This is a genomic window from Phenylobacterium sp. (genome assembly GCF_030651185.1).
GTDB lineage: Bacteria > Pseudomonadota > Alphaproteobacteria > Caulobacterales > Caulobacteraceae > Phenylobacterium.
The window spans coordinates 107,957-134,773 of the sequence record NZ_JAUSCJ010000013.1 but is presented as its reverse complement, the minus strand read 5'-3'; the positions used below and the strand labels follow the sequence as shown (position 1 = coordinate 134,773).

At 69.2% G+C, this 26,817-nt stretch carries 25 protein-coding genes; 15 read left to right on the top strand and 10 right to left on the bottom strand.

Translation table 11 applies throughout. The features are described 5' to 3' along the window. Positions 1 to 61 precede the first annotated feature (61 nt). On the top strand, positions 62 to 1,060 hold the full coding sequence (locus tag Q7J39_RS05770; protein ID WP_304821349.1) for a DUF1176 domain-containing protein: 999 nt from the start codon (positions 62 to 64) through the stop codon (positions 1,058 to 1,060). 4 nt (positions 1,061 to 1,064) lie between these two features. Here Q7J39_RS05770 and Q7J39_RS05765 read toward each other — a convergent pair whose 3' ends face one another. Further along, positions 1,065 to 1,688: an exopolysaccharide biosynthesis protein gene (locus tag Q7J39_RS05765; protein ID WP_304821347.1), complete on the bottom strand. Its 624-nt coding sequence runs from the start codon at positions 1,686 to 1,688 to the stop codon at positions 1,065 to 1,067. A gap of 110 nt (positions 1,689 to 1,798) precedes the next feature. Here Q7J39_RS05765 and Q7J39_RS05760 point away from each other — a divergent pair, with 110 nt between their 5' ends. Then, complete coding sequence (locus Q7J39_RS05760) at positions 1,799 to 2,965, top strand: MFS transporter (RefSeq protein ID WP_370689997.1); 1,167 nt, start codon at positions 1,799 to 1,801, stop codon at positions 2,963 to 2,965. On the opposite strand, the gene Q7J39_RS05755 is transcribed toward Q7J39_RS05760, so the two are convergent. After that, a complete protein-coding gene (locus Q7J39_RS05755) occupies positions 2,931 to 3,563 on the bottom strand; it encodes a hypothetical protein (RefSeq protein WP_304821345.1) in 633 nt (210 codons plus the stop codon). The genes Q7J39_RS05760 and Q7J39_RS05755 overlap by 35 nt on opposite strands. Positions 3,564 to 3,679: 116 nt before the next feature. Between Q7J39_RS05755 and Q7J39_RS05750 the strand changes: the two genes are divergently transcribed. The 4 genes from Q7J39_RS05750 (at position 3,680) to Q7J39_RS05735 (ending at position 7,117) form a co-directional block, all read left to right on the top strand. Continuing rightward, positions 3,680 to 4,696 (top strand): NAD(P)-dependent alcohol dehydrogenase, encoded by a 1,017-nt coding sequence (locus Q7J39_RS05750; protein ID WP_304821343.1) that lies wholly within the window; start codon positions 3,680 to 3,682, stop codon positions 4,694 to 4,696. A 117-nt stretch (positions 4,697 to 4,813) separates the two neighbouring features. Continuing rightward, entirely contained in the window at positions 4,814 to 5,338 is a 525-nt protein-coding gene (locus tag Q7J39_RS05745) for a VOC family protein (protein ID WP_304821341.1), read from the top strand. After that, positions 5,338 to 5,982, top strand: a complete 645-nt coding sequence (locus Q7J39_RS05740; protein WP_304821339.1) for a carboxymuconolactone decarboxylase family protein — start codon at positions 5,338 to 5,340, stop codon at positions 5,980 to 5,982. Before Q7J39_RS05745 ends, Q7J39_RS05740 begins: the two co-directional genes overlap by 1 nt. Positions 5,983 to 6,112: 130 nt before the next feature. Then, positions 6,113 to 7,117 (top strand): PhoH family protein, encoded by a 1,005-nt coding sequence (locus Q7J39_RS05735; RefSeq protein ID WP_304821337.1) that lies wholly within the window; start codon positions 6,113 to 6,115, stop codon positions 7,115 to 7,117. A 7-nt stretch (positions 7,118 to 7,124) separates the two neighbouring features. Here the strand turns inward: Q7J39_RS05735 and cysN are convergent, their stop codons facing one another. Beyond that, positions 7,125 to 9,056: a sulfate adenylyltransferase subunit CysN gene (gene cysN, locus Q7J39_RS05730; RefSeq protein WP_304821335.1), complete on the bottom strand. Its 1,932-nt coding sequence runs from the start codon at positions 9,054 to 9,056 to the stop codon at positions 7,125 to 7,127. Beyond that, positions 9,056 to 9,994 carry a sulfate adenylyltransferase subunit CysD gene (gene cysD, locus Q7J39_RS05725; RefSeq protein WP_304821333.1) on the bottom strand — a complete coding sequence of 313 codons (939 nt, stop codon included), beginning with the start codon at positions 9,992 to 9,994 and terminating at the stop codon, positions 9,056 to 9,058. Before cysD ends, cysN begins: the two co-directional genes overlap by 1 nt. Positions 9,995 to 10,196: 202 nt before the next feature. On the opposite strand from cysD, the gene Q7J39_RS05720 reads away from it, so the two are divergent. From Q7J39_RS05720 to Q7J39_RS05705, 4 genes are all read left to right on the top strand, one after another. Next, positions 10,197 to 11,708 carry an AlkA N-terminal domain-containing protein gene (locus tag Q7J39_RS05720; RefSeq protein ID WP_304821331.1) on the top strand — a complete coding sequence of 504 codons (1,512 nt, stop codon included), beginning with the start codon at positions 10,197 to 10,199 and terminating at the stop codon, positions 11,706 to 11,708. Continuing rightward, positions 11,689 to 12,228: a methylated-DNA--[protein]-cysteine S-methyltransferase gene (locus tag Q7J39_RS05715; RefSeq protein WP_304821329.1), complete on the top strand. Its 540-nt coding sequence runs from the start codon at positions 11,689 to 11,691 to the stop codon at positions 12,226 to 12,228. The genes Q7J39_RS05720 and Q7J39_RS05715 overlap by 20 nt, the downstream gene beginning before the upstream one ends. A 304-nt stretch (positions 12,229 to 12,532) precedes the next feature. Then, entirely contained in the window at positions 12,533 to 12,760 is a 228-nt protein-coding gene (locus Q7J39_RS05710; RefSeq protein WP_304821327.1) for a hypothetical protein, read from the top strand. Positions 12,761 to 12,935: 175 nt separating this feature from the next. Beyond that, a complete protein-coding gene (locus Q7J39_RS05705) occupies positions 12,936 to 15,551 on the top strand; it encodes a polar localization protein TipN (RefSeq protein ID WP_304821325.1) in 2,616 nt (871 codons plus the stop codon). A gap of 205 nt (positions 15,552 to 15,756) precedes the next feature. On the opposite strand, the gene Q7J39_RS05700 is transcribed toward Q7J39_RS05705, so the two are convergent. Further along, positions 15,757 to 16,074 (bottom strand): heavy metal-binding domain-containing protein, encoded by a 318-nt coding sequence (locus Q7J39_RS05700; RefSeq protein ID WP_304821653.1) that lies wholly within the window; start codon positions 16,072 to 16,074, stop codon positions 15,757 to 15,759. A gap of 184 nt (positions 16,075 to 16,258) precedes the next feature. Between Q7J39_RS05700 and Q7J39_RS05695 the strand changes: the two genes are divergently transcribed. The 3 genes from Q7J39_RS05695 (at position 16,259) to Q7J39_RS05685 (ending at position 18,568) form a co-directional block, all read left to right on the top strand. Continuing rightward, a complete protein-coding gene (locus Q7J39_RS05695; RefSeq protein ID WP_304821323.1) occupies positions 16,259 to 16,720 on the top strand; it encodes a DUF4112 domain-containing protein in 462 nt (153 codons plus the stop codon). 35 nt (positions 16,721 to 16,755) lie between these two features. After that, positions 16,756 to 17,184, top strand: coding sequence for a DUF4112 domain-containing protein (locus Q7J39_RS05690; protein ID WP_304821321.1), 429 nt, complete (start codon positions 16,756 to 16,758; stop codon positions 17,182 to 17,184). 97 nt (positions 17,185 to 17,281) lie between these two features. Further along, positions 17,282 to 18,568 carry a SulP family inorganic anion transporter gene (locus Q7J39_RS05685; RefSeq protein WP_304821319.1) on the top strand — a complete coding sequence of 429 codons (1,287 nt, stop codon included), beginning with the start codon at positions 17,282 to 17,284 and terminating at the stop codon, positions 18,566 to 18,568. Here Q7J39_RS05685 and Q7J39_RS05680 read toward each other — a convergent pair. The 3 genes from Q7J39_RS05680 to Q7J39_RS05670 all read right to left on the bottom strand — a co-directional run bounded on the left by Q7J39_RS05680 (position 18,549) and on the right by Q7J39_RS05670 (position 22,938). Beyond that, on the bottom strand, positions 18,549 to 19,271 hold the full coding sequence (locus Q7J39_RS05680; protein WP_304821317.1) for a M23 family metallopeptidase: 723 nt from the start codon (positions 19,269 to 19,271) through the stop codon (positions 18,549 to 18,551). The genes Q7J39_RS05685 and Q7J39_RS05680 overlap by 20 nt on opposite strands. Before the next feature lie 83 nt (positions 19,272 to 19,354). Continuing rightward, positions 19,355 to 21,511 carry a methylmalonyl-CoA mutase gene (gene scpA / locus Q7J39_RS05675; protein WP_304821315.1) on the bottom strand — a complete coding sequence of 719 codons (2,157 nt, stop codon included), beginning with the start codon at positions 21,509 to 21,511 and terminating at the stop codon, positions 19,355 to 19,357. Next, positions 21,508 to 22,938, bottom strand: coding sequence for a methylmalonyl-CoA mutase family protein (locus Q7J39_RS05670; RefSeq protein WP_304821313.1), 1,431 nt, complete (start codon positions 22,936 to 22,938; stop codon positions 21,508 to 21,510). The genes scpA and Q7J39_RS05670 overlap by 4 nt, the downstream gene beginning before the upstream one ends. Positions 22,939 to 23,077: 139 nt before the next feature. On the opposite strand from Q7J39_RS05670, the gene Q7J39_RS05665 reads away from it, so the two are divergent. Together Q7J39_RS05665 and Q7J39_RS05660 are read left to right on the top strand one after the other, a co-directional pair. Next, complete coding sequence (locus Q7J39_RS05665; RefSeq protein ID WP_293492533.1) at positions 23,078 to 24,082, top strand: nitronate monooxygenase family protein; 1,005 nt, start codon at positions 23,078 to 23,080, stop codon at positions 24,080 to 24,082. 66 nt (positions 24,083 to 24,148) lie between these two features. Continuing rightward, positions 24,149 to 25,177, top strand: coding sequence for an alpha/beta hydrolase (locus Q7J39_RS05660; protein WP_304821310.1), 1,029 nt, complete (start codon positions 24,149 to 24,151; stop codon positions 25,175 to 25,177). Here Q7J39_RS05660 and Q7J39_RS05655 read toward each other — a convergent pair. Together Q7J39_RS05655 and Q7J39_RS05650 are read right to left on the bottom strand one after the other, a co-directional pair. Continuing rightward, positions 25,174 to 25,977, bottom strand: coding sequence for an ABC transporter permease (locus Q7J39_RS05655; RefSeq protein WP_304821308.1), 804 nt, complete (start codon positions 25,975 to 25,977; stop codon positions 25,174 to 25,176). The genes Q7J39_RS05660 and Q7J39_RS05655 overlap by 4 nt on opposite strands. Before the next feature lie 4 nt (positions 25,978 to 25,981). Beyond that, positions 25,982 to 26,815, bottom strand: coding sequence for a hypothetical protein (locus Q7J39_RS05650; protein WP_304821305.1), 834 nt, complete (start codon positions 26,813 to 26,815; stop codon positions 25,982 to 25,984). Between the last annotated feature and the right edge of the window lie 2 nt (positions 26,816 to 26,817).

Below are 26,817 nucleotides of genomic sequence, written 5' to 3'. Positions count from 1 at the left end.
AATTGCCATGGCTTGATCAGACCTTACGCTCCGCGCGGGACTCGGCAACCGGGAGCGGACCATGAGGGCGATGATCTTGGGCTTGCTGGCCGCAATGGTGGCGACCACCGCCACGGCCGCGAGCAAGAGCTTCCAGGACTGGACGGTGGTCTGCGACAACACCCGCGCCTGCTCGGCCTTCGGCTTCTCGGAGGACAGCTTCGAGGACCGCCCCTTCCTCCATGTCCGGCGGTCGGGCGAGGCCAACGCCGCGCCGGTGATCCGGCTGGTCCTGGTGGGGGAGGCCGATGCGCCGACCCCTTGGGCCGTGAAGGTGGACGGTGAGCCGGTTCCCGGCGTCGCGCCCAAGGCGCAGGGCGACGCCGATGTGGTCCTGACGCCGGCCCAGGCCGCGGCCCTGCTGGCGGCGATCCGCAATGGCCGCAAGCTCAGCCTGGCCCCGGGCCGCGGCGACATCCTGCTGACCGGCGTCTCGGCGGCCCTGCGCTGGATGGACGACCAGCAGCAGCGGGCCGGGACCGTGACCGCCCTGGTGGCCAAGGGCCCAAGGCCCGCCTCGGCGGTCCCCGCGCCGCCGCCGGTTCCCCTGGTTCGGCCAGGGCCCGCGGTGTCCCAGGACAGGCTGCCCGACAAGCTCCCGCCTGGGATGCGCGCCCAACTGGGGGAGGACTGCGACGCCCAAGTCCCGAAGTACTACCGCGCGATCATCGCCCGCCTGTCGCCCGGTGTGATCCTGTTCGGGGAGCTCTGCTATCTCGGCGCCTACAACGAGATCTACGCCTTCATGCTGGCCGACGAGCAGGGCGGGAATGTCCGCCAGGCGCAGATCCCCAATCTGGATGGCTCGTCCACAAACCTGCTGATGAACGTCGACTTCGACGCCGAAACCCAGACCTTGAGCAACTTCGACAAGGGCCGGGGGATCGCCGACTGCGGCGGGGTCAATAGCTGGATCTGGGACGGCAAGGCTTTCCGGGTCAGCGACCAGTCCGAGATGCCGGCCTGCCGGGGCCTCTCGGCCGAGGAATGGCCGGTGCTGTTCCGCTCCCGCCGGAAGTAAGCGGCTAGAACATTCCCATCAGGGTGCCGAAGAAGGCCATGATCGCGGCGATGATCGCCTTGGACAGCACGCCAAGGACCACGATGCTGACCGCGGCCATCACCCAGCCGATGATCGCCGCATAGCCGTCCCGTTCCGCCGTTCCGATGGCGAAGGCGGCGATGGCGAAGGAGGGCAGCATGTTGCCGAAGGGGATCGGCAGGAAGACGATGATGGAGAGCGAGAAGCAGATCGCCCCCATCAGCCGGTCGGCGAAGCGATTGTACATGAAGGTCAGGCGCGGCTTCAGCCGCCGCTCCAGCCGCTCCAGGTGCGGCATCAGCTTTTCCGACAGGTTGCGGAAGTCCGACATGCTCATGGTTCGCGCCAGCAGGGCTTTCGGCAGCCACAGGGTGCGCCGTCCCAGCATCCACTGGGCGGTGATGAAGGCCAGGGGGGCGCCGAGGATGGCCGAGACCCCGGGCGGCATCGGCAGGACCAGGGGGGCGGCGAACACGAACATCAGGGCGCCGAAGGCGCGGTCGCCGAAGGTCTCCAGGATGTCGGCCACCGACACCTTGCGAGTCTTGCGCTGCCCGATCAGGACGAGCAGTTCGGAGACACTGGCGGCATGGGCTTTGTCGGTCATCGCAACCCTGGCGCTATCATGCTTGCGCGTCGCTGCGGAAGGCCTTCTGCGATCACTTCGCACTACCGATTGCACGATGGCGAAATCGGCGTCCGACTCGGGCTAGCAGGATGACGATGTCCAGCCCGGTGCGCCTTGGCCTGTTCTATGGAGCCATCTTCATCGGGGGCGGCGCGGCCTCGCCCTACATCCCGGTCTGGTTCGACCATCGTGGGCTGAGCGGCGCCGAGATCGGACTGATCCTGTCGGCCCCGCTGCTGGCCCGGACCGTCACCGCGCCGCTGCTGGCCATGTGGGCCGACAGCTTCGCCCTGCGCCGCACACCGCTGATCCTGATGGGCCTGGTCATGGCGGCTGGCTACGCCCTGATGGTGGCGCCCCTGGGTTTCGCCTGGTGGTTCGGCCTGTGGTTCATCGCCTCGACCATGTACGCGACGGTCGGGCCGCTCACCGACGTGGTGGTCCTGGCCCGGTCGCAGAAGGACGGCTTCAACTATGGCTGGCCGCGGGGCATCGGCTCGGTGGCCTTCATCATCGCCAATATCGGCATGGGCCTGATCCTGGCGCGGGGCTCGCCGGAACTGGTGCTGGTCTGGATCACGGTGTCGGGTCTGCTGGTGGCCTTCGGCGCCCGCTATTGGCTGCCGCCGGACCCGGTGCGGGTCGGCGGCGGGACGGCCGTGCTGGCCGAGCGGATGGCGGGACTGCGCGACCTGTTCCGCGACAAGGACTTCATGCTGGTGGTGATCTCCGCCGGCCTGATCCAGTCAGCCCACGCCTTCTACTACTCGTTCTCGACCCTGGCCTGGCGCGACCAGGGGATACCCGAGGCCATGACCGGCCTGCTGTGGGGGGTGGGGGTCGCGGTCGAGGTGATCTTCCTGTGGTTCATGGAGCCGTGGCGGCGGCGGTTCGGGGCGCGCAACCTGCTGGTCCTGGGCGGGGTGGCCGCCGTGGTGCGGTGGGGCGCCCTGGCGCTGTCGCCGCCGCTCTGGCTGGTGTTCCCGATCCAGGCCCTGCACACCTTCACCTATGCGGCGACCTTCATCGGCTCCCTGCAACTGGTGGACCGGCTGTCCAAGCCCAGCAACGCCTCGGCGGCCCAGACCATCAATTCGGCGCTGTCGGGCGGGGTGCTGAGCGGGGTGGCGACCATCGTCTCCGGCGCGCTGTTCGACCGCATCGGCGCGCACGGCTATTTCGTCATGGCCGCCATGTCGCTGGCGGGGCTGGCCGGCGCGGTCAGGCTGTACGGCGTTCGGCGGCTGGACGGCTAATCGCGCTCGCCATGGCGCGGATGGAGGCCCGCACGGCCTGGTCGACTTCCAGGAGCGATCCGCTGGCCCCGTCGGCGAACTCGCGGGCCTGAGGCACGTGCAGGAAGGCGACCGACGGGGCCGCCTGCTCGGCCAGCAGCCGGTAGAGGGTGAAGTTGCACAGATAGTCGCCGGCGTCGTCCGACAGCCTCGCGGCCAGGTGCGAGCCGATCAGGGCGTCGAGGATCTCGGCGGTGGGGGCGGTCGCGGCGAGCGCGCCGGGACCGTCGGGCTTGATCAGAGAGCCTTCCCAGGTCTCGCCCCGGTCGTCGGGCTTGGCGCGGCCAGCGCGGTTGCGGCCCATGGTCTCCACGCGGAAGGCGTCGGACTCGGTCGCCACCCCCACCACCAGCACCGCGTCGGCCGCACGTTCGGCCAGGACGTCCTGGATGGCTTCCACCGATCCGGTCCAGGCCACGGGCAGGGTCAGGTACTCCACCTCGAAGCCGGGCGGGGCCCAGGCTTCCCGCGCCAGACCCTCGATGATCGCGCCGGAGGGATTGCGCGGAGCGGCGGGGAAGGAGCCGAAGCCGCAAACCAGAAGACGGGGCTGAGTCATGAAGCCGACTCTAGCGGCGGGATGTGGCGCTCGGAAGGCGGCTGACGCCACGACAGGGTTGCAGGCCGGCGGGATGGGGCGACTATGGCCGCAAAACAAAGACCGGAGGAACCGCCGTGCGTGCGTTGGAAGTAACCGCTCCCTGGGGCGGCGACCAGATCAGGGTCGTCGAAAGGCCCGATCCGACGCCGGGGCACGGTCAGGTCCTGGTGCGCATGAAGGCGGTGTCGCTGAACTATCGCGACATGCTGATGATCAACGGCATGTACAGCCGCGGGTCCGGCCAGGCCGGGACCATCACCCCTTTCTCTGACGGTTGCGGCGTGGTGGAGGCCATTGGGCCGGGGGTCACCCGCGTGGCGGTGGGCGACCGGATCGCCACCCTGTTCTTCCAGAACTGGCCGTCTGGCCGCCCGACCCTGGAGAAGCTGTCGTCATCCCTAGGCTTCCCGATCCCCGGCGCGGGCTCGGAACTGCAGCTGTTCAGCCAGGAGGGCGTGTCCAAGGTCCCGGCCTATCTGAGCGACCAGCAGGTGGCGACCTTGCCCTGCGCGGCGCTGACGGCCTGGCGCGGCCTGTTCGAGGACGCGCGGCTGGAGCCCGGCGACACGGTGGTGCTGCAGGGCACCGGCGGGGTCTCGATCTTCGGCCTGCAGTTCGCCCACGCAGCCGGCTACCGGACCTTCATCACCTCGTCCTCCGACGACAAGCTGGCGCGGGCCAAGGCACTCGGCGCCGACCACCAGCACAACTACCGGACCGATCCGGAGTGGGGGAAGGCCGTGCGCGCGGTGACCGGCGGGGTGGGGGCCGACTTCATCATGGAGGTCGGCGGCGGCGGCACCATCCATCAGAGCCTGAGGGCCATTCGCATCAACGGCCACATCGCCATCATCGGCGTCGTCGCCGGGGCGGGGGAGGGGCTCAATCCCGGCGTCCTGATCAGCAATTCGGCGCGGCTGCAGGGCCTGTCGGTCGGCTCGCGGGAGATGTTCGAGGCCATGTGCCGGGCCCTTGAACTGCATCGCATCCAGCCGGTGGTCGACAAGGTGTTCCCGTTCACGCAGGTCGCCGCGGCCTTCGCCGCCATGGCCGCCGGCGAGCATTTCGGAAAGATCGTTCTCACCTTCTAGGCCGGGTTCAAGCGGAGTGATCCGGTCCGCCTGAGCCCGGCCTAGTTTCTAATTTTGGCGCGCGTCGGACGCTAAACCGGTGTCCACTTTAGCTGACGCGCTTAGCAGGAGGCGTACATGCGTACCAAGGGCATCAACCACCTGGCGCTCGTCTGCCGCGACATGGGCGAGACCGTGAGGTTCTACCGCGACGTGCTGGGCATGCCGCTGATCAAGACCATCGCCCTGCCGGACGGTGGTCAGCACTTCTTCTTCGACTGCGGGGGCGGCGCCAGCGTGGCCTTCTTCTGGTGGCCGGAAGTTCCAGCCGCGGCGCCCGGCATCGCCTCGGTGGCCAGGTTCCCGCAAAGCCCGAAGTCGGCCGTCGGCTCCATGAACCACGTGGCCTTCGACATGGACACGGGCGACCTGCAGGACAGCATAAAGCGGCTGCAGGCGGCGGGCGTCGAGGTCCTGCCGATGGTGGTCAATCACGACGACAGCGCCGCAGGCGTGGCGGCGGAGCTGCATCCGGGGGTGTTCGTGCGCTCGGTCTACTTCACCGATCCCAATGGCATCATGCTGGAGTTCGCGGCCTGGACGAAGGGGTTCGGGCCTGATGACGTGGCCCACGAACCGGCCGGCGCGGCGGTGGAAGCCTGATGCCCCGCCTGAAGCAGGTCTCGCGCGCGCAGGCCACGTCCGAGGTGGTGACCAGGACCTATGACCTGCTGTTCGGCGACCGAGATCCGGTGGCGCAGCCGGGCACGGCGACCGGGACGACCGGCGACTGGTGGACGGTGTTCGCCAACAGCCCCGACATCCTGCGGCATGCCAACCAGGGTTTCGCCCTCTACCGCACGCCGGACCGCAAGCTCGATCCGGTGCTGCGCGAACTGGCCCAGACCCGGGCCGGCTGGGCCCGCGGCAGCCAGTTCGTCTTCTCTCAGCACTGCAAGTCGCTGCGGGGCCTGAAGGTCTCCGAGGAGAGGATCGCCGCGGTGCCCAACTGGCAGGTGGCCGACTGCTATGACGCCAACGAGCGCGCGGTCCTGGCCTATGCCGATTGCCTGGTCCTGCAGGGCGGCCGGACGCCGGATGGCGTGTTCGCGGCGCTGCGGAGCTTTCTCGACGACGAGCAGATCCTGGAGCTGACCTACATCACCACGCTCTACGACATGCACGCGGTGATGAGCCGGGCCCTGCGCCTGGAATTCGACGACCGGGACGATCCCATCGTCGAGGTCGCCCCGCCCGAGGGCTTCAGCGCGCGGGACTTCCTCGATACGGGACGCCGCCCTGATTGAAATTTGCACGTTAAAGGTGGTGTTCGCAGGTATTCGAGCCAAAGGAGGCCGATCGGGCTTAAGTCTATTTTGAGTCTTCGAGCCCATCTTGTCGCCAGTTGATCAGTTGTGGCGGCTTTCGGAGATCTCCTTGGAGTTGCATCACGATTCGACCCGGGCGACGGCCTCCAAGGTCGTCAGCCTGCCGCCGCAGCTTGTCGAGCGGCTGCTCTCCGGGCAGGGGGCCTCGATCCGGCGCATCGAGCAGGCCCTGCGGCCCTATAGTGTGCGGGTCTCGCCGCGCCCGGACGCCCTGGCCCTGGCCGGCGAAGAGATCGCCGTGACCCTGGCGGCGGCGATCCTGGAGAAGATCGCTGAGCTGCTGCGCTCAGAGGGCGGTCACGAGGGCCTGGTGGAGGAAGCGATCGCCGCCGCCATCGGCCACGCCCTGAAGTTCGACCTGGCCTACAGGCTCAAGGGGATCAGCCAGGCGGTCCGGCCCATGTCGCTGAGCCAGGTGGGGTTCATGAACACCCTGCTGCATTCCGACAGGTCGCTGATCTTCGGGGTGGGTCCCACCGGCACCGGCAAGACCCACCTGGCCATAGCCGCGGGGCTCAGCCTGCTGGCCGAGGGCCGGATCAAGCATCTGGTGATGACCCGCCCGCGGGTGATGCTGGAGGGCGAGGTCATGACGGCGGCCCTGCGCGCCGAGACCGCCTATGACGAACAGCTCATCCCCATCGAGGACGAACTTCGCCAGCTCATCGGCCACGACGAGATCCAACAGCTGACCGAGCGGGGGATGATCGAGGTCATGCCGCTGGGGCGGATGCGCGGACGGACCTTCAACGACAGCATGCTGCTGGTGGACGAGGCCCAGAACATGACCGTGAGCAAGATGCGGATGGCCGCCACCCGCATCGGCCGCAACGGGCGGCTGGTGGTGACCGGCGATCCCGCCCAGGTGGACCTGACGGGCGGCGAGGAGGTGTCGGGCCTGACGCACCTGCTCAAGCTGGTGACGGGGACCGACCTGGCGGCCGTGCACCGCTTCGAGACCTACCAGATCATCCGCAACCCGGTGGTGGCCCGGCTGGAGGCCCTCTATTCCCAGGCCGCCGCCGGCGGCGCGGCGCTGCAGGCCGCCGCCTGAGCCGCCGCTAGATCGAGTAGTCCAGCTCGCCTTCCAGCCACGCGGTGATCTGCTCGGCGGCCTCGGTCGGCGATGTCTTGGTGGTGTCGATGCGGATTTCGGGAGCTTCGGGGGCCTCGTAGGGGCTGTCGATGCCGGTGAAGTTCTTGAGCTGTCCGGCGCGGGCCTTCTTGTAGAGGCCCTTCACATCGCGGGCCTCGGCCACGTCCAGCGGCGTGTCGATATAGACCTCGACGAAATCACCCTGGGCCTGAAGGTCGCGGGCCAGGCGGCGCTCGGCGCGGAACGGCGAGATGAAGCTGACCAGCACGATCAGGCCGGCGTCGACCATCAGCTTGGAGACCTCGGCGACCCGGCGGATGTTCTCGACCCTGTCCTCATCGGTGAAGCCCAGGTCCTTGTTCAGGCCATGGCGGACATTGTCGCCATCCAGCAAGTAGGTGTGGCGGCCGTTGGCGTGGAGCTTCTTCTCCACCAGGTTAGCGATGGTGGACTTGCCTGAGCCGGAGAGGCCGGTCAGCCAGACCACGCGGCCGCGCTGGCCCTTCAAGGCCGCGCGGGCGGCCTTGTCGACGTCGAGGGCCTGCCAGTGGACGTTCTGGCTGCGGCGTAGGGCGAAGTGCAGCATGCCGGCCGCCACCGTGCGGTTGGAGATCCGGTCGATGAGGATGAAGCCGCCGAGGTCGCGGTTCTCGGCATAGGGATCGAAGGCGATGGCGGCGTCGAGGCTGAGGTTGCAGACGCCGATCTCGTTGAGCTCCAGCCGCTTGGCGGCCAGGTGCTCCATGGTGTTGACGTTGACCTTGTACTTGGGCTCGGTGATCGAGGCGCCGACGGTGCGGGTTCCGATCTTCAGCAGGTAGGGACGGCCGGGCAGCATGGCCTCGTCGTCCATCCAGACCAGGGTGGCCTCGAACTGGTCGGCGACCGGCGGCGGGCTGGTGGCGATGGAGATGACGTCACCGCGGCTGATGTCGATCTCGGTGGTGAGGGTCAGGGTCACCGACTGGCCGGCGACGGCCTGATCGAGGTCGCCGTTGAAGGTGACGATGCGCTCGACGGTGCTCTCGCGGCCCGAGGGCAGGGCCTTGATCCTGTCGCCGGGCTTGATGACGCCGGTGGAGATGAGCCCTGAGAAGCCGCGGAAGTCGAGGTTGGGGCGGTTGACCCACTGGACCGGCATGCGGAAGGGGCGGCTCTGCAGGTCGTCCTCGACCGGGAGGGTCTCCAGCAGGGCCATCAGCGGCGGGCCGTCGTACCAGGGGGCGGCGTCCGAGTGCTCGGTGATGTTGTCGCCCTTGAGCGCCGACATCGGGATGGCGGTGAAGTCGGTGATGCCGATCTGGGCGGCGAAGGCGCGGTACTCGGCCAGGATGGTGTCGTAGGTCTCCTGGCTCCAGCCGACGAGGTCCATCTTGTTGATGGCCAGGATCACGTGGCGGATGCCCAGCAGGCTCACGAGATAGGAGTGGCGCCGCGTCTGGGTCAGGACCCCGCGGCGGGCGTCGATCAGGATCACCGCGGCGTCGGCGGTGGAGGCGCCGGTGACCATGTTGCGGGTGTACTGCTCGTGGCCAGGGGTGTCGGCGACGATGAACTTGCGCTTATCGGTGGAGAAGAACCGGTAGGCCACATCGATGGTGATGCCCTGCTCGCGCTCGGCGGCCAGGCCGTCCACCAGCAGGGCGAAGTCTATGTCGCCGCCCTGGGTGCCGACCCGCTTGGAGTCGGCTTCGAGGGCGGCCATCTGGTCGTCCAGGATCATCTTGGAGTCGTAGAGCAGCCGCCCGATCAGGGTCGACTTGCCGTCGTCCACCGAGCCGCAGGTGATGAAGCGCAGCAGGCTCTTGTGCTCGTGGGCCTGCAGGTAGGCGTCGATGTCCTGGGCGATGAGGTCCGACTGATGGGCCCCGGCCTTGCTGGAAACCTGGGCAGTCATCAGAAGTATCCTTCCTGCTTCTTCTTCTCCATCGAGGCGGCCTGGTCGTGGTCGATCGCCCGGCCCTGGCGCTCCGATGTGGTGGTGAGCAGCATCTCCTGGATGATGGCCGGCAGGGTGGCCGCGGTGCTCTCGACGGCGCCGGTGAGCGGGTAGCAGCCGAGCGTGCGGAACCGCACCGACTTCATCATCGGGGTCTCGCCGTCGCGCAGGGGCATGCGGTCGTCATCGACCATGATCAGCATGCCGTCGCGCTCCACCACCGGGCGCACCTGGGAGAAGTAGAGCGGCACGATGGGGATGTTCTCCAGGTGGATGTATTGCCAGATGTCCAGCTCGGTCCAGTTGGAGATCGGGAAGGCGCGGAAGTTCTCTCCCGTCGCCTTGCGCGTATTGTAGAGGCGCCAGAGCTCGGGGCGCTGGTTCTTGGGGTCCCAGCGGTGCTGGGCCGAGCGGAAGGACAGCACCCGCTCCTTGGCGCGGCTCTTCTCCTCGTCGCGCCGGCCGCCGCCGAAGGCCGCGTCGAACCCGTACTTGTCGAGCGCCTGCTTCAGGCCCTCGGTCTTCCACATGTCGGTATGCAGGGAGCCGTGGTCGAAGGGATTGATCCCCCGCTCGAGCGCTTCGGGGTTCTGGTAGACCAGCAGGTCGGCGCCCAGCTCGGCGGCCATCCGCGCGCGCATCTCGTACATGGCCTGGAACTTCCAGGTCGTATCCACGTGCAGGAGCGGGAAGGGCAGCTTGCCGGGGAAGAAGGCCTTCTGCGCCAGGCGCAGCATCACCGCGCTATCCTTGCCCACCGAATAGAGCATCACCGGGTTCTCACACTCGGCCACCACCTCCCGGAAGATGTGGATGCTCTCGGCCTCCAGGCGCTGGAGGTGGGTGAGGGTGGCCGGGGAGATCCCCGGCTTGGATGCGAGAGCGGCGACCGCCATCAGGAAACCTTGCAGTTCAACATCGGCCAGACCTTGGCCAGGCGGGTGACTTACGAGAGCCCCGCCTGGGTTACGACAGAGAATTCCTGACAGCGCGTCGAGGAAAGGGCCAGCGCCTTCGGTGTCCGAAAACCGCCACCGACCTGGGGGCGATGTCCGAAAACCGCGAGACTTCATCCCGTGAGCGGCAGACTATCAGCTCATGGATATGAACGACGACGCCTGCTATCGCGCCTTCTCGATGCGAGACGCCCGTTTCGACGGCCGCATCTTCGGCGCGGTGAAAACCACCGGCATCTATTGCCGTCCGGTCTGCCCCGCCCGCACGCCCAAGCGCGAGAACATCGCCTTCTACCCCTCCGCGGCCGCCGCGCAAGACGCCGGCTTCCGGCCCTGCCTGCGCTGCCGTCCGGAGACGTCTCCCGATCTCGGCTCCTGGAAGGGCACCTCCAACACCGTGTCGCGGGCGCTCTCGCTGATCGAGCAGGGGGCGCTGGACGAGGGCGATGTGGACGGCCTGGCCGAGCGGCTCGGGGTGGGGGAGCGCCAGCTTCGGCGGCTGTTCCGCCAGCACCTGGGCGCCTCGCCGGTGGCGGTGGCCCAGACCCGCCGGGTGCTGCTGGCCAAGCAACTGATCCACCAGACCCGCCTGCCGATGGCCGAGGTGGCGATGGCGTCGGGGTTCGGCAGCGTGCGGCGGTTCAACGAGACCTTCCAGCAACTGTTCGACCGCCCGCCCGGCGCCCTGCGGCGCTCCGGCGGCGCCGATGTCGCCGCCAGCGACGGCGCGGGGACCACGATCCGGCTGCCGTACCGCGCGCCCTATGACTGGGACGCCATGCTGGCCTTCTGGACCCTGCGCGCCATTCCCGGCGTCGAGACCGTGATCGGCCGTCGCTACGCCCGCCTGCTGCAGGTGGGCGACGCCCATGGCCTGGTGATCGTGGGGCAGGGGAGCGGCGACTGGCTGGAGGTCACCCTGCGCTTCCCGAAGGTCCAGGCCTGGCCCGCCGTCATCGCCAAGCTGCGCCGGGTGTTCGACCTCGCGGCCGACCCGGCCCTGATCAACGGACACCTGTCGGAGGACCCGGAACTGGCCGCCCTGGTGGCCCGGCGGCCGGGGCTGCGCGCGCCGGGCGCCTGGGATGGCTTCGAGCTTGCGGTCCGCGCGGTGCTGGGTCAGCAGATCTCCGTGGTGGCGGCCCGCAATCTGGCCGGCAAGATCACGGCGGCCTATGGCGCCCCGATCCAGGACGAGGCCGCCAATACGCTGGGCCTCACCCACCTGTTCCCGACGCCGGATCAACTGGCCCAGGCCGATGTGGAGGCGCTCGGCATGCCTCGGGCTCGGGGACGGTCGCTGGTCTCCCTGGCCGAGGCCGCCGCCGCCGATCCCGACCTGTTCGGCATCAAGCGCAGCCTGGAGGCGGCCGTGGCCCAACTTCGCGCCCTGCCGGGCATCGGGGAGTGGACGGCGCAATACATCGCCATGCGGGCTCTGCGGGAACCCGACGCCTTCCCCCACGCCGACCTCGGCCTGCTCCGCGCGCTCGAGGATGAAACCGGACAGAGGCCGACGCCGGCCGAACTGCTGACCCGCGCCGAACGCTGGCGTCCCTGGCGCGCCTATGCCGCCTCCCATCTCTGGGCGTCCGACGCGGCGCTTGATCCCAAGATCACCAAGGACAAGACCCATGACCAAGTCGCTGCCTGACGCCCTGATCCTCGACCGCGTGGAGACCCCGGTCGGCGTGGCCCTGATCGTCGTTGATGAGGCGGGCGTCCTGCGCGCCTTCGACTTCGCCGACTACGAAGCCCGCATGCGCCGGCTTATGGGCCGCCACTATCCCGGCATGGACCTCACCCCCGGCCGCGCGCCCGAGGCCCTGCGGGCGGCGGTGACCCGCTATTTCGAGGGGGATCTCGCCGCCTTCGACGGCGTCGCCTGGGCCACCAACGGCACGGCCTTCCAGCGCCAGGTCTGGGACGCGCTCTGCACCATCCCGGCCGGGCAGACCCTCAGCTACAAGGGCCTGGCCGAGCGGATCGGCAAGCCCAGCGCCATGCGCGCCGTGGGCCTGGCCAACGGCTCCAACCCGGTGGCCATCGTGGTGCCCTGCCACCGGGTGATCGGCGCGAACGGGTCGCTGACCGGCTACGGCGGCGGCTTGCCCCGCAAGAAGTGGCTGCTCTCCCACGAGGGCGCGGCGTTCAAGGACGCGGCGGCGGCGTGAGGTGTCCGGAATACCCACGACGTCATCCCGGCCGCAGCGAAGCGGAGAGCCGGGACCCAGGGGGCCAGCCTGCCGCCCCTGGGTCCCGGATCGGCCTATCGGCCGTCCGGGATGACGGAGGATTGTTCGGAGAGATGAGGGTTGCCGGCACATCTGTCGCCTCAATCCCCAGGTTTCAGGGCCGATCCGCCCCGCCTCCCTGTTACATGACGAAAATTTCACGTTACATGGCGTCGCACCACGGCGGCGCTTGCCGTATATCGGCGATAGACGGAATCGCATCGGGCTCGGGGAGGTGTTCGACGTGCAGACATTGACCGAAATCGTTGCGGCCGTGGTGGTTCATTCCTCCGCTGTCGCCTACTCGCACTTCGGGGTGGCCATCGAGTCTCCGAAGATCGAGCACCCCATCCCCGCCGAACGCACCATCGCCCGCACCGCCGCGCCCCGGCGCGCCGCCGTGAAGGTGCTGGAGCGGGTCCAGAAGGCGTCGGACTGCCCCACCCAGAAGGCCCAGGTCGTCAAAACCTGACGCCCCATTTTGGGACTCCGCGACAATCGGTCTTCAACGGGCCTGATTCCGTCCAATGACGCTTTCCGCGCGCCCTGTTCGCCGGTAATCCTTTCGGTTGGGGCGCGAATTTCGGGCCGCGCGGAGTTTCGCGCCGGCCCGGTCGCGGGTTGAAGGCGCTTGAGACAGGCCGCGAATGAAGATCAAGAAGCGGCATCCGCCGGTAGATTTCCAGAGCCTGACCGACGAGGACGCCACACAGCGCCTGAGCGCCGCCGCGCCTGAGGCCAGCCCTGACCTTGATCTTGCCGCCGCCGTGCCTCCAATCACCGCCCCGGAGGCCGAGCCGCAGGGCTCGGCGCCGCTGTCGCCGATCCCGCCCGTCGCCGACCTCACCCCCGCCAACGTGCAGATTCCCGCGCCGCGTCCCGAGCCTGCGCCGGCCCGGACGATCCGCGCCGACCTGCCGTCGCCCTGGCCCATCTATCTGGCCGCCCTGGTGGTCTCGGTCCTGTGGGCCCTGGCGCCCATCGCCTTTGCTTTCGGCTATCGTCGGGCCGTGTCGCCCTTTGATTTCGACCCCTTCGCGCTGACAGTGCTGGCGGCCATGGCCGTCGGGCCCGCGGCCTTTGTCTGGATCGCGGCCTACATGATCCGCCAGGGTCAGAAGCTGGGCGCCGAGGCCCGCCGCGCCAAGCAACTGGCTGATGAGATGGTCAGCCCCGCCATGTCCGCCGGTGCGAGGGCCAGCGACGTGGTCCAGGCGGTGCGCGAGGAGATCGTCCGGGCCGGAACCGCCGCCGACGAAGCCCGGGAGACCCTGCTGGCCCTGCGCCAGGCCCTGGCCTCGGAAAGTGAACACCTGATCGAGGCCACCTCCACCAGCGCCCGCTCCGCCGGCGAGCTGACCGGCGTGCTCGGCCAGGAGCGCACCCAGATGCTGAGCCTGACCCAGGCCCTGGACGCCCAGGCCGGCGCCGTGGCCGACGCGATCACCAAGCAGGCCCGCATGGTGGCCGAGGCGTCGGATCTCGCCGAGACCCAACTTCGCGAGGCCGAGGCCGCGCTGGCCGCCCGCGCCGCCGACCTGGCCGCCGCGGCCGGGGAGGCCAGCGACGCCGCCCGCACCGCCGGGGAGGACCTGACGCGCCACATCTCCCGCCTGGAGACCGCCGGGGTCGGGGTCAGCGACCAGATCCGCGGCGTCGAACAGGGCCTGACCGAACAGCGCGCCGGCCTGGTCACCGTGGCCCACGCCCTGCGGGCCGACCAGGAGGCTTTCGGAGCCCAGTCGGAGACCCACGCGGCCCAGCTGTCGGAGTTCATCAGCCAGGCGAGGCTGTCCACCGCCGAGATGGGCGACCGCGCCGTCAAGGGCGGCGAGGCCCTGCGCGAGCTGATCGCCGAGGCCGCCGAGCAGTTCCGGGAGCTGGCGGAGTCGGCCAAGGCCGAGCGCGATGAGTTCGGCCAGTCGACCCTGCACTCCATGGAGGCGGTCTCCCAGGCCGCCGCCGAGGAGCGCCGCAAGCTGGAGGAACAGACCCGGGCCTCGATCGAGGGCCTGGGGCAGGCGGCCGAGGAGACCCGCAAGGCCGCCGAGGCCCATGCCATCACCGCCCGCGAGCAGGTGGACCAGCTTTCCGAGGCGGCCTTCAGCGCCGGCCAGAAGGCCAACCAGGTCTTCGAACAGCGTCTGGCCGAGGCCCGCGACCTGATCGAACGCTCCGCCCAGATGGTCGAACAGGCCGGCGCCGCCACCGCGCGCAAGCTGGAGGAGGGGGCGGTCGCCGCCCGCGCCACCCTGGACGAATTGGCCGGCATGATGGCCGACATCGAGGCCCGCGCCACCCGCCTGCCGGCCGCCGCCCGCGGTCAGGCCGAGGAGGTGCGGCAGGCCGTGGCCGACAGCATCGATGACCTGATGGAGCAGGCGCGCCGCACCTCCGACGAGACCCAGGCCATCGACGCGGCCTTCCAGGAGCGCGTGCGCCGCAATTACGAGATGCTCAGCGAGGCCGTGCGGCTGATGGGCACGGTGGCCGGCGGCGCCGGCAGCGTGGCTCCGCCCCAGCCGGCCCAGATGCGCGAACGCATCACCGCCCCGCCGCCGCCGCGCTCAAGCCGCCGCCGGGAGCCCGAGCCCGACCCGGAGACCCTGTTCGCCGACATCGAGGACGATGAGGACGACGAGGCCCTGGAGCTGACCCTGCCGGTCGAGCCCGCCGCTCTCCGGTCGCGCGCCCCCGAGCCCCTGCCGGAGCCGGAGCCGCCCGCCCGGCGTCGGCTGCGCCTGACCCCGACCGCGACGGACGAAGAATTCTCCAACGTCTTCGAACAGGCCGCCGGCCGTCCGCCGGCCGCGCGTGAGCCCGCCCCGGCCGTCGAGGATGCGGCGGACGAATGGACCTGGAAGGACCTGCTGTCCTCCATCGACGAGGGCGGTCCGGCCCGCAAACCCGGCCTGGAACAGGTGTTGGCCGCCGAGGTCGCGGCCATGGGGATCGATCCCGTCGCCCTGCTGCCCCGGGGCCGCATCGACGAGATCAGCGCCGCCATCCAGGTGGAGGATGTCGACGGCGCCCGTGAGGTGGTCCGCAAGCTGGCGCCGGCCGCCACGCGGCGTCTGGCGCGCCGCCTGTTCACCGACGAAACCCTGCGCCGCCAGGTGGTGACCTATCTCAACGGCTTCCAGGACATGCTGGACGACGCCGCGGCCCGCGACCCTCAGGGCTTCGAGGTGGGGCAACTGCTGGCCAGCGACGCCGGCCGCACCTACCTGCTGTTCGACGCCGCGGCCGGGGATCTGGTCTAAGCCTTTCCCTCTCCCCATGCGGGGTCGCGCTCCGCTCTCAGAACCACAACTCCGTCATCCCGGACGCCGATAGGCGATCCGCGACCCAGGTGACGGGGCCGGGCTCCTGGGTCCCGGCTCTCCGCTTCGCTGCGGCCGGGATGACGTGATGGGGGTTTCGGCGAGGTCAGCGAACCCAGGCCCCCCAAAGGGGAGAAGGGCCTCGCTACAAAATCACCGCCGAGCCGTTGACCGAGACCATCAGCATCGAACCGTTGGGGCCGACGGTGTTGTAGTCGAGGTCGACGCCGACGATGGCGTTGGCGCCCAGGGCGCGGGCCTCGGCCTCCAGGTTCTTCAGCGCCTCGGCGCGGGCCTGGGCCAGGACGCGTTCATAGCCCTTGGAGCGGCCGCCGATGAAGTCGCGGATCGCGTTCATCAGGTCCAGCACCACATTGGCCCCCAGGATGGCCTGGGACGACACCATGCCCAGATGCTGACGCACGGGACGGCCCTCGATGAAATGGGTGGTGACGATCAGCAGAGGCGGTTCGTTCTTGGCCATGGTGCAAATATAGGGTGAAACGGGCGCCATCGGGAGGCGCCCTCCCGCGATAAGCGCAAAGGCCGCCCCTGGTTTAGCCTGTTGGGCGAAAACACCCCGCGCGGGCTTTGAGGCGGGGCCCGCATGCGGCACAGTGATCCGGTCTAGTCCCTAGGAGCGGTGAATGCTTTTCGCGCAGTCGCACATCGACCTGCACAACATCCGCAACAGCATCGAGCGGACGAAGAAGCTTTCCGACAACGTCGTGGGGATCGGGCCGTTCGGCGTGGGTCTGGACGGCCTGCTGACCTGGATTCCCGGGGCCGGCGCCCTCTACAGCCTGGGGGCCGGCGCCATCATGATCTTCGACGGGGTGCGGGCGCGGGCCGAGCCGACCGTCCTGCTGCAGATGTTCGCCATCATCGCCATCGACACGCTTGTGGGTGAAGTCCCTGTGGCTGGGAAAATCGCCGACATCCTGTTCACCGGCCACAAGTGGTCGGCCGACATGCTGCTCAAGCACATGGAGGACACCATCTACTTCGAGGGCACGCGAAAAGACGCCGCCAACAGTCCGGAATACAAGGATGTTCTGTCGCGCATCCGCGCGGGCAAGGAAAAGCGCCGGGTCGTGTTCCTGGGCTAGGTGCAGCTTTCCGTAAAGGAGCGCGTTGAGCGCGGATGGCGGTTTCACGAGATCGAGCTCACCAGTCCTGGCGCGCCGCCGAGCGCGTGAAGGGCCTGTCGGACCGCTTGATCGGGGTCGGTCCGTTCGGGATCGGTCTCGATGGGGTGCTGGCCTGGGTGCCGGGCCTGGGGACCGCCTACAGCCTGGCGGCCGGCGGCCTCCTGATCCTCTCCGGCGTCACCGGCGGCGCCTCGCTGGCCACCTTGCTGCGGATGGGCGCCTATCTGGCGGCGGACTCGGTGTCGTCCACCGTGCCGATCGCGGGCTGGGCCATCGACACCCTGTTCCCCGCCCACCTGATGGCGGCCAAGGCCCTGCAGAAGGACATTGAGAAGCGGCATGGCCCGGCGGAGATGCCGCTGGGCTGGGGCGGCCGGAAGAAGGCGCCCAAGGGCAAGCTGCGGAACATCACACCGCGATAGGGTCGGGGCCGCGCTTGATCTGCCGCAAGGCGCGCGTCCGGCGGTTGGGGTATCCTTCAGCCCCGCGCATCCCGCCTGGGAGAGTCTGGGAACTGACATGACGCAAGCAGCGCAGCCGCGGTTCACGGGCGTCTTCACCCCCAAGCTGGCCACCATCTTCGCCGAGGGGTACGGCCTGAAGGACCTGCGGGCCGACGCCGTGGCAGGCCTTACGGTGGCCATCGTCGCCCTGCCGCTCTCCATGGGCATCGCCATCGCTTCGGGCGTATCGCCGGACCGGGGCCTCTACAGCGCCATTGTGGGCGGGTTCCTGGTTTCGGCCCTGGGCGGCAGCCGCTATCAGATCGGCGGTCCGGCCGGCGCCTTCATCGTCCTGGTGGCGGCCACGGTGGCCCTGCATGGGATCGACGGCCTGATCCTGGCCACCTTCCTGTCGGGCCTGATGCTGACGCTTGGCGGGCTCCTGCGCCTGGGCGCCCTGATCCGCTACGTGCCCCACGCCGTCACGGTGGGCTTCACCACCGCCATCGCCGCGGTCATCACCGCCAGCCAGCTCAAGGACCTGTTCGGCCTGCGGCTGCCCGGCGCCGAGCCGGGAGAGTTCGGGCCCAAGGTCCTCGCCCTCGTCCAGGCCCTGCCGAGCACCAACGCCGAGGCCCTGGCGGTGGGGGTGGCCTGCATCGCCATCGCCTTCGCCGTCCGCCGCTGGCGGCCCGCCTGGCCGGCCCTGCTGATCGGAGTGGTGATCGCCACCCTGGCGGCGGCCCTCCTGCACCTGGATGTGGAAACCATCGGCAGCCGGTTCGGCGGGATCCCCAGCGGCCTGCCCATGCCCCATCTGCCAGCGATGACGCTGGACAAGCTGTGGGCGGTGATGCCGGTGGCGGCGGCTTTCACCCTGCTGGGGGGCATCGAGAGCCTGCTCTCGGCCAAGGTCGCCGATGGCATGAGCGGCCACCAGCACCGGTCCAATATCGAACTGGTGGCCCAGGGTGTCGGCAATATGGGCGCAGCCCTGTTCGGCGGCATCTGCGTCACCGGCACCATCGCGCGCACCGCCACCAATGTACGGGCCGGGGCCAGGGGGCCGGTGGCGGGCATGCTGCACAGCCTGTTCCTGCTGGGCTTCATGATGCTGGCCGCGCCGCTGGCGGCCTATGTGCCCCTGGCGGCCCTGGCCGGCATGCTGGTGGTGGTGGGGTGGAACATGGCCGAGAGGGCGGAGTTCGCCCGGCTGGTCTCGGTGTCCTGGCGGACGGCCGCGGTGCTGCTGGCCACCTTTGGCCTGACCCTGGCGCGGGACCTGATCACCGGCATTTCGGCCGGCTGCATCCTGGCGGCCCTGTTCGCGCTGGAGGCGCGGTTCAGGACGCGGCGAGCCTGATGTTCTTGGGGTAGATCCGCTCGCCTGTCAGGGCGGTGTCCAGCAGCAGCTGGGTCGGATTGCGCATCTCGCGCGGCGGGGCCGATCCCACCGGCCACTGGATGTTGCGGGTGACGCCGGAGGCATAGGTCTCGGTGTGAAGCTGGGCTGTGCCGCTGACCACCCCGATCGGCTGGCCGCCGGCGACGCGGTCGCCCACCTTCAGGCCGCGGGCGGCCAGGCTGTTGGCGCGGACCTCGCCGTAGAGGGCCACATAGTCCTTGTGCTGGATCAGGATGGCGTAGGTCTTCTCGCCGCCCAGGGAGGCGGCGCGGGCCAGGAAGGGGTAGAAGTTGACGATCCTGCCGTCCTCCATCGCCACCACCGCGTCGCCCTCGGCGGCGGTCAGGTCGACGCCGACATGACGGCGGGTCTGGGGCTTGGAGGGGTCGGCCGGGCGCCGAGTGTCGAAGCTGCGCAGCGGCGCGCCCTGGACCTTGCCGTCAAACAGGTGGGCGGGGGCCACGGTGGCCTGGGAGAGGCTGGTGACCACCGGCCAGTAGCGATGCGTCACCGTGCTGCTGGCCATCGGAACCGGCGCGCGCAGGGGAACCGGAGCGGCGAGGGTGCGTTCACGGACAGGAGCCGTAGCGCTGGCGACCTGGGTCAGGGCAAGACCGCCTAGCCCGATGAGGGCGAGCGCGAGCGCTTTCGTGTGGACCAAGGCCATTCCCTCCGACGTTCGAGGGAACCATCACCGAAATGGGTTTGCGGCGCAACCCGCCTGCGGCGACAGGCCGCCGCCAGCTAGACCATGTCCAACTGGGCGTAGCCGAGCTGTTCGTTGAGCCTGTCCAGCACCTCGATGGCCGCCTCGGGCACCACCGTGCCGGGCGTGAAGATCGCCGCGACGCCGGCCTGGCGCAGGGCGTCGAAGTCCTCGGGCGGGATGACGCCCCCCACCACCACCAGGATGTCGGCGCGGCCCAGCCTGGCCAGTTCGTCCTTCAGCTCCGGCACCAGGGTCAGGTGGCCGGCGGCCAGGGAACTGGCGCCCACCACATGGGCGCCGTCCGCCACGGCCTTGGCCGCGGCCTCGGCCGGGGTCTGGAAGAGGTTGCCGATATCGACCTCGAAGCCCAGGTCGGAGAAACCCGAGGCGATCACCTTCTGGCCGCGGTCGTGGCCGTCCTGGCCCATCTTGGCCACCAGGATGCGGGGCTTGCGGCCGTCGGCCTGGGTGAAGGCCAGGGTCATGGCCTTGGCCTTGTCGCTGGCCGGCGTGGCGCCGGCCTCGCGCAGATAGACCCCGGTCACCGCGAAGGCCTCGGCGGAGTGGCGCTTGAAGGCGTGCTCCAGGGCCAGGCTGATCTCGCCCACCGTGGCCTTGGCCCGCGCCGCATTGACCGACAGCTCCAGCAGGTTGGCGGTCCCGCGCGCGCCCTCGGTGAGGGCGGTCAGGGCGGCCTCGACGGCGGCCGGGTCGCGCTCGGCCTTCAGGCGGGCGAGCTTCTCCAGCTGGCGCTCGCGGACGGCGGAGTTGTCCACCTTGAGCATCGGGATGACTTCGGCGATGTCGGACTTGTAGCGGTTCACGCCGACCACGCTCTGGCGGCCTGAGTCGATGCGCGCCTGGGTGCGGGCGCTAGCCTCCTCGATGCGGCGTTTGGGCAGGCCGTCCTCGATGGCCTTGGCCATGCCCCCCAGGGCTTCGACCTCGGCGATGTGCTCCAGGGCCCGCGCCGCGAGATCGGCGGTCAGGCGCTCGACATAGAAGGAGCCGCCCCAGGGATCGACGACGCGGGTCTGGCCGCTCTCCAGCTGCAGGAAGAGCTGGGTGTTGCGGGCGATGCGGGCGGAGAAATCGGTCGGCAGGGCCAGGGCCTCGTCGAGGGAGTTGGTGTGCAGGCTCTGGGTCTGGCCGCCCACCGCCGCCATGGCCTCGATCAGGGTGCGGGGCACGTTGTTGTAGACGTCCGAGGCCGCCAGGCTCCAGCCGCTGGTCTGGGTATGGGCGCGCAGGGAGAGCGAGCGGCTATCCTTGGGATCGAACTCGTCCTTCATCAGCTTGGCCCACAGCAGGCGGCCGGCGCGCTGCTTGGCGATCTCCATGAAGGCGTTCATGCCGGCGTTCCAGAAGAACGACAGGCGCGGCGCGAACTGGTCGACGGTCATGCCGGCGGCCACGCCGGCGCGGACATACTCGATGCCGTCGGCCAGGGTGTAGGCCAGCTCCAGGTCCAGCGTCGCCCCGGCTTCCTGGATGTGATAGCCGCTGATCGAGATCGAGTTGAACTTCGGCATCTCGCGCGAAGTGTATGAAAAGATATCCGAAATGATCCGCATCGAAGGCAAGGGCGGATAGATGTAGGTGTTGCGGACCAGGAACTCCTTGAGGATGTCGTTCTGGATGGTGCCCGACAGCTTGTCGTGGCTGACCCCCTGTTCCTCGGCGGCCACGATGTAGAGGGCCAGGACCGGCAGGACCGCGCCGTTCATGGTCATCGACACGCTCATCTTGTCGAGCGGGATGCCGTCGAACAGGGTCCGCATGTCCAGGATCGAGTCGATGGCGACGCCCGCCATGCCGACATCGCCCTTCACGCGGGGGTGGTCGCTATCGTAGCCGCGGTGGGTGGCCAGGTCGAAGGCGATGGACAGGCCCATCTGACCGGCGGCCAGGTTGCGGCGGTAGAAGGCGTTGGAATCCTCGGCCGTGGAGAAGCCCGCATACTGGCGGATGGTCCACGGGTTGGTGAGGTACATGGTCGGATAGGGACCGCGCACGAAGGGGGCCAGGCCCGGATAGCCGGCCAGGTCGTCCAGGCCCGCGATGTCGGCGGCGCCATAGGCGGATTTCACGGCGATGCCCTCGGGCGTCTCCCACGACGGGGCCGCGGGGACGGGCGGGACGGCGACGTGCTCGTCGAAGGCCAGGGTGGCGAAGTCGGGGAAGTTGCTCACGCCTTCACCTCATAGGGTTCGGCCAGACGAACAGGGGTCAGGGCCGGACAATGACTGTCGGGTCCGGGAAGGCGGGGCGAGGGGGCCTCGACGGCCTTGGGGGCCGCCCGCTCCACCTCGACCGGCGCCTGATCGGGCTGCGGGAAGGCGGTGACGCCGACGATCTTCAAGGGGCCAGCCGCGATACGCGCCTCGCGCACCCTGGCGGTCTCGGCGGCGATGTGGCCGTCGGAGAGGGCCGCGATCAGGCCGCCCTTGGCCTCGATGGCCTGGAAGGCGGCCCAGGCGGCGCGGGCGATCTCGTCGGTCAGCGCCTCGACATAGCCGGAGCCGGCGCCCGGATCGGCGACGCGGCCGAGATGGGCCTCTTCCATCAGCACCAGCTGGGCGTTGCGGCTCTGACGGCGGGCGAAGGCGGTGGGCAGGCCGAGCGCGTCGGTGAAGCTGCCCAGCACTACGGCGTCGGCCCCGCCGATGCTGGCGCCGACCGCCGAGGCGGTGAGGCGCAGCATGTTGGTCCAGGGATCGTGGGCGGCCAGCATGCGGTGGGAGGAGCGGGCCTCAATGCGCGGCGCGGCGGTGACGCCACAGGCGGCGGTCACCCGCGACCAGACGGCGCGCGCGGCGCGCAGCTTGGCCAGGGTGGCGAAATAGTCGGCGTCCGCGGCCAGTCCGATGACGATCCGCCCGAAAGAATCCTCCATGGCGAGGCCCGCGCGGACCAGGGCCTTGGCGTAGGTGAGGGCCGACGCGATGGCGAAGGCCAGTTCGCCGGCCTCGCCGCCGCCCGCCTCATGGACCACCTGGCCTGAGGCCAGGAACAGGCCGGCGTCCGGATAGGCATTGGCCAGGCGGCGCGCGACGGTGGCGGCCGAGACCATGTGGCTCTCGATCGGCCCCGGACTCTCGCCGGCGCGGGCGAAGGCGCTGAGTGGGTCAAGATGGAAAAAGAGCTTGGCGGTGGGCGACCCCTTGGCGGCGGCGCCCAGCCAGTCGGCGGCCGCAGGGCCCAGGAACCCGGCGTCCAGGGCCACGGGGGCCAGTTCCAGCAGGACCCCGTCGAGCACACGGGCCAGGCCCTGGGCTGAGCCCACGGCGACGCCGGTCTGCCCGGTGGGATCGATGCGGATCAGAGCCGACGCCGCGCCGCCCTCCAGGTCCGTCATCAGGTCGGCATTGGCCTGGACGGCGTCAGGATGGGTGACGCGGCCGCGGATGTCCCAGGGCCGATCAGCGTCGAAGGGGCGCTGGGTGAAGGCCGGCGCCTGGTCGGAGCCCTCATACAGGGGCGCGATGGGCAGGCCCTCGGCCGTCTGGCGCTGGAGGCTCTCGAAGGGCGCGTCCTTCAGGGTCTTCTCCACCAGGGCGCGCCAATCGGCGGCGGTGGCGGGGGGGAAGGCGGCGGTGAGGGTGGCGAGATCAGTCATCGCGGCCCAGATGTGCTCCCGGCGCGCCCCGCGTCAAGTTCACGCCGGGGCAGGTGGAGAGACCGGCTTGCACGATCCCGCGTCTTGCGTATACGGTGTAAAAATAAGATCCAAACGCATTATCAGAGGAAACATCTCCATGGCCCTGCCGCCCATTCTCTCCGAGCGTCTGCGTATTCCGGTGATCGCCTCGCCGCTGTTCATCATCTCGGGCCCGGAGCTGGTGATCGCCCAGTGCAAGGCCGGGATCGTCGGTTCCTTCCCCGCCCTGAACGCGCGGCCGGTGAGCCAGCTGGACGAGTGGCTGGCCCAGATCACCGAGGAACTGGCCGACTGGGACCGCAAGAACCCGGACCGTCTGTCGGCGCCCTTCGCCGTGAACCAGATCGTGCACAAGTCCAACAATCGGCTTGAGGAAGACGTGGAGCTGGCGGTGAAGTACCGCGTGCCGATCACCATCACCTCGCTGGGCGCGCAGCAGTCGGTCAATGACGCGATCCATTCCTACGGCGGCATCGTCCTGCACGACGTCATCAACGCCAAGTTCGCCCGCAAGGCCGTGGAAAAGGGCGCCGACGGCCTGATCCCGGTGGCCGCCGGCGCCGGCGGCCATGCGGGCGGCCTGTCGCCCTTCGCCCTGATCCAGGAACTGCGCGAGTGGTTCGACGGCCCCATCGCGCTGTCAGGCGCCATCGCCAACGGCCGCGCCATCCTGGGCGCCCAGGCCATGGGCGCGGACCTCGCCTATATCGGCTCGGCCTTCATCGCCACGGAAGAGGCCCGCGCCGTCCAGGGCTACAAGGACATGATCGTCGAGAGCAGCGGGGAAGACATCGTCTATTCCAGCCTGTTCACCGGGGTGCACGGCAACTATCTGCGTCCGTCCATCGCCCGCGCCGGCCTCGATCCCGACAACCTGCCCCATGGCGATCCTTCGAAGATGAACTTCGGCTCTGGCGGCAACACCGAAGCCAAGGCCTGGAAGGACATCTGGGGCTGCGGCCAGGGCATCGGGGCGGTGAAGTCCATCCCCACCGCCGGCGAACTGGTGGACCGCCTGGCCGCCGAGTACGAGCAGGCCAAGGCGGAACTCGCCGCCAAGACCTCGCTGACAAGCGGCAAGGTGCTGATGGCCGCCGAATAGCCAAGCTCAGGCTTGAAATCGCTCGCCAATGAGTTGCATTCTCCCTGAGGGATCAGGGGGAATGCCATGGCGGTTACTCGTGTCTACTTCGCGACCAACAGGGACCTGCTGCCCGGCAACCGTGCCGGAGTCTTCGGCAAGACCTTCAATCCCGATGGGGTCGCCGCCCTGCGGTTCGGCCATGCGGACTTCGCCGACGCCGCAGCGCCCAAGGTCGAGGTCTATCCGGAGAAGATCAAGGCGGGGGAGGCGGTGGTTCTGGGAAGCGAGCGCTTCCTGAAGAGCCTGCACGGGGTCATGGCCAACGGCGCCACCGACACCCTGATCTTCATTCACGGCTTCAACGTCAGCTTCATGGGCGCCCTGGCGGCCGGCGCCGATCTGGCGCGTCAGGTGACCGTCGAGGGGCGTCCCCTGAATGTCGTGGTGTTCAGCTGGCCCTCGGACGGTTCGGCTGTTCCGCTGATGGCCTACTACAGCGATCGTGAAGACGCGCGGGCCACCGGGCCGGCCATCGCCCGGGCCTTCCTGAAGCTACGGGACTTCGTGAAGGACCAACTCAAGCCGGAGGAGTACTGCCAGCGCCGCCTGCACCTGCTGGCCCACAGCATGGGCTGCTACGCGCTACGCCAGGGCCTGCAGGCCATTCTCGCCAAGGAACCGCGCAGCCTGACCCGCATGTTCGACCAGATCCTGCTCGCGGCGCCGGATGAGGATGACGACGCCTTCGAGCGCGAGGACAAGTTGAAGGCCTTGCCCAGTCTGGGACGGCAGGTGACCGTCTATCACAACCCCTTCGACCGCGCCCTGCTGGTCTCCGACACCACCAAAACCAATCCGGATCGGCTGGGCTCGGACGGGCCGCGGCTGATCGATGTGCTGCCGAAGAAGGTGGTGGTCGTCGATTGCCGCAGCATCGCCGCCGGGGCCGACGACCTGTCGCGGCACAGCTATTACATCAACAGCCGGGCGGTCTCCGTCGACATCGCCAGGGTGATGGCGGGGCAAGAGCCGGAGGGCTTTCCCAACCGCGAATACCTCACCACGCGCCGCGCCTGGCGCCTGGTGGGGGAATTGGCCGCCGAGGTCATCTAGCTGCCGGTCGAGGTATATTTCGACACCCCGAACCGCCAGGCCAGGAACGCCAGCCCCAGAAAGACAAAGCCCGCGACCGGCGCGAGCGGCAGGAACCAGTCTGGCGCGCCCAGTGGATCGCTGCGGCCCAGGATCGCCAGGACCGGGAAGTAGGCGACGCAGGCCAGGGGCACGATGAAGATCAGGAAGGTGCGGAACCAGCGGGCGTAGAGGCTCAGCGGGAACTGGCCGGCATAGACCCCGCCATAGGTGAGCGCATTGACCGCCTCGAGGCTCTCCACGGTCCAGAAGGCCATGACCGCCTGGAGGACGAAGAGGGCGCTGAAGAAGGCGATCCCGCCCGCCACCGTCCAGAGCGCCAGGAGGGCGGCCTGGGGCGTCCAGACGAAGTTCAGGGTGGAGGTGGCGATGGTCAGGATGATCGCGGCCTGGAAGAAGCGCCCGAAGCGGCTGATCCGGAAATCGTGACCCACCAGCTGCAGGGCCGCCGAGCGGGGCCGCAGCAGCAGGCGGTCGAAGGCGCCGGTGCGCACGAAGTCCGTCCCGAAGACGTCGAAGCCTCGGGTCAGGAAGTCGGCGAAGGAGAAACTGATGCCGATCAGGGCGTAGAAGAACATCACCTCACCGAAGGACCAGCCCTTCACCGCCCCGAAACGGTCGAAGAGCGCCCAGATGGAGACAATCTCGATGGCTGTCGAGGCGAGCTGGCCGGTGGTCAGCATGATGGCCGAGGCCGGGTACTGCATCTGGCTGCGCATCGAGGCCGAGAAGTAACGGCCGAGCAGGGCGAGCGCGTTCATCGGACTAGCCTCCCTGCACTTCGAGGCGGGCCATGACGCGGCCGAGCCACCACCGCCCCACCGCGATGAACAGCACCGTCCAGAACACCTGCAGGCTGATGCCCAGCCAGGCCATCTGACCGGCCAGGGCGGCGAAATAGATGCGGTTGGGGATATCCAGGGTCCCGGCGAAGGGCTGAACGAGGAGAGCGACGCGCATGGCGTCCGGATAGAGCGACAAGGGCAGCAGGTTGCCGGTGAATATGACCACCAGCGGCTGCATCAGGATGTTGACGCCGCGGGCGTTCAGGGTGGCCACCACGACGATATTGATCAGCATGATGATGGCGCAGGCCAGGGCGATGGCCAGGGTCTCCGACAGCGTGAAGAGCAGGGCCGCCGACAGACTGGCCGGGGGCTGCCAGGCCCATTGGTCCTGGCCGATCAGGGGCAGGACGATGCCCGCGGCCAGGATCATCAGCGCGACGCGGGGGATCAGGCGGGCGGTCATCCAGCCGGCGGCGCGGACGTACCACAGGGTGTAGGCGTCCACCGGGCGCAGCCGGTCATAGCTGATGGCGCCGGTGCGGACGCCGTCGGCGATCTCGGGGTCTCCCACCCAGGGCAGGACGGCGAGTAGCCCTTGGGCCAGCCAGGTATAGGTGATGGCCTGGGAGAGGCTGAGAGGGCTCTCCGCCGCCGCCTCAGGGGCGCCGAGGTAGAAGGCGGCCAGCACCATGACGTGGACCGCCCCGAACCAGCACTGGGTGAAGAAGCCCGCGAGCGCGGCGGCCCGGTACTGCATCATCAGCAGGAAGCGCGAGCTGAAGGCCGCGGCATAGGGGCGAAGCGCGTCCACCG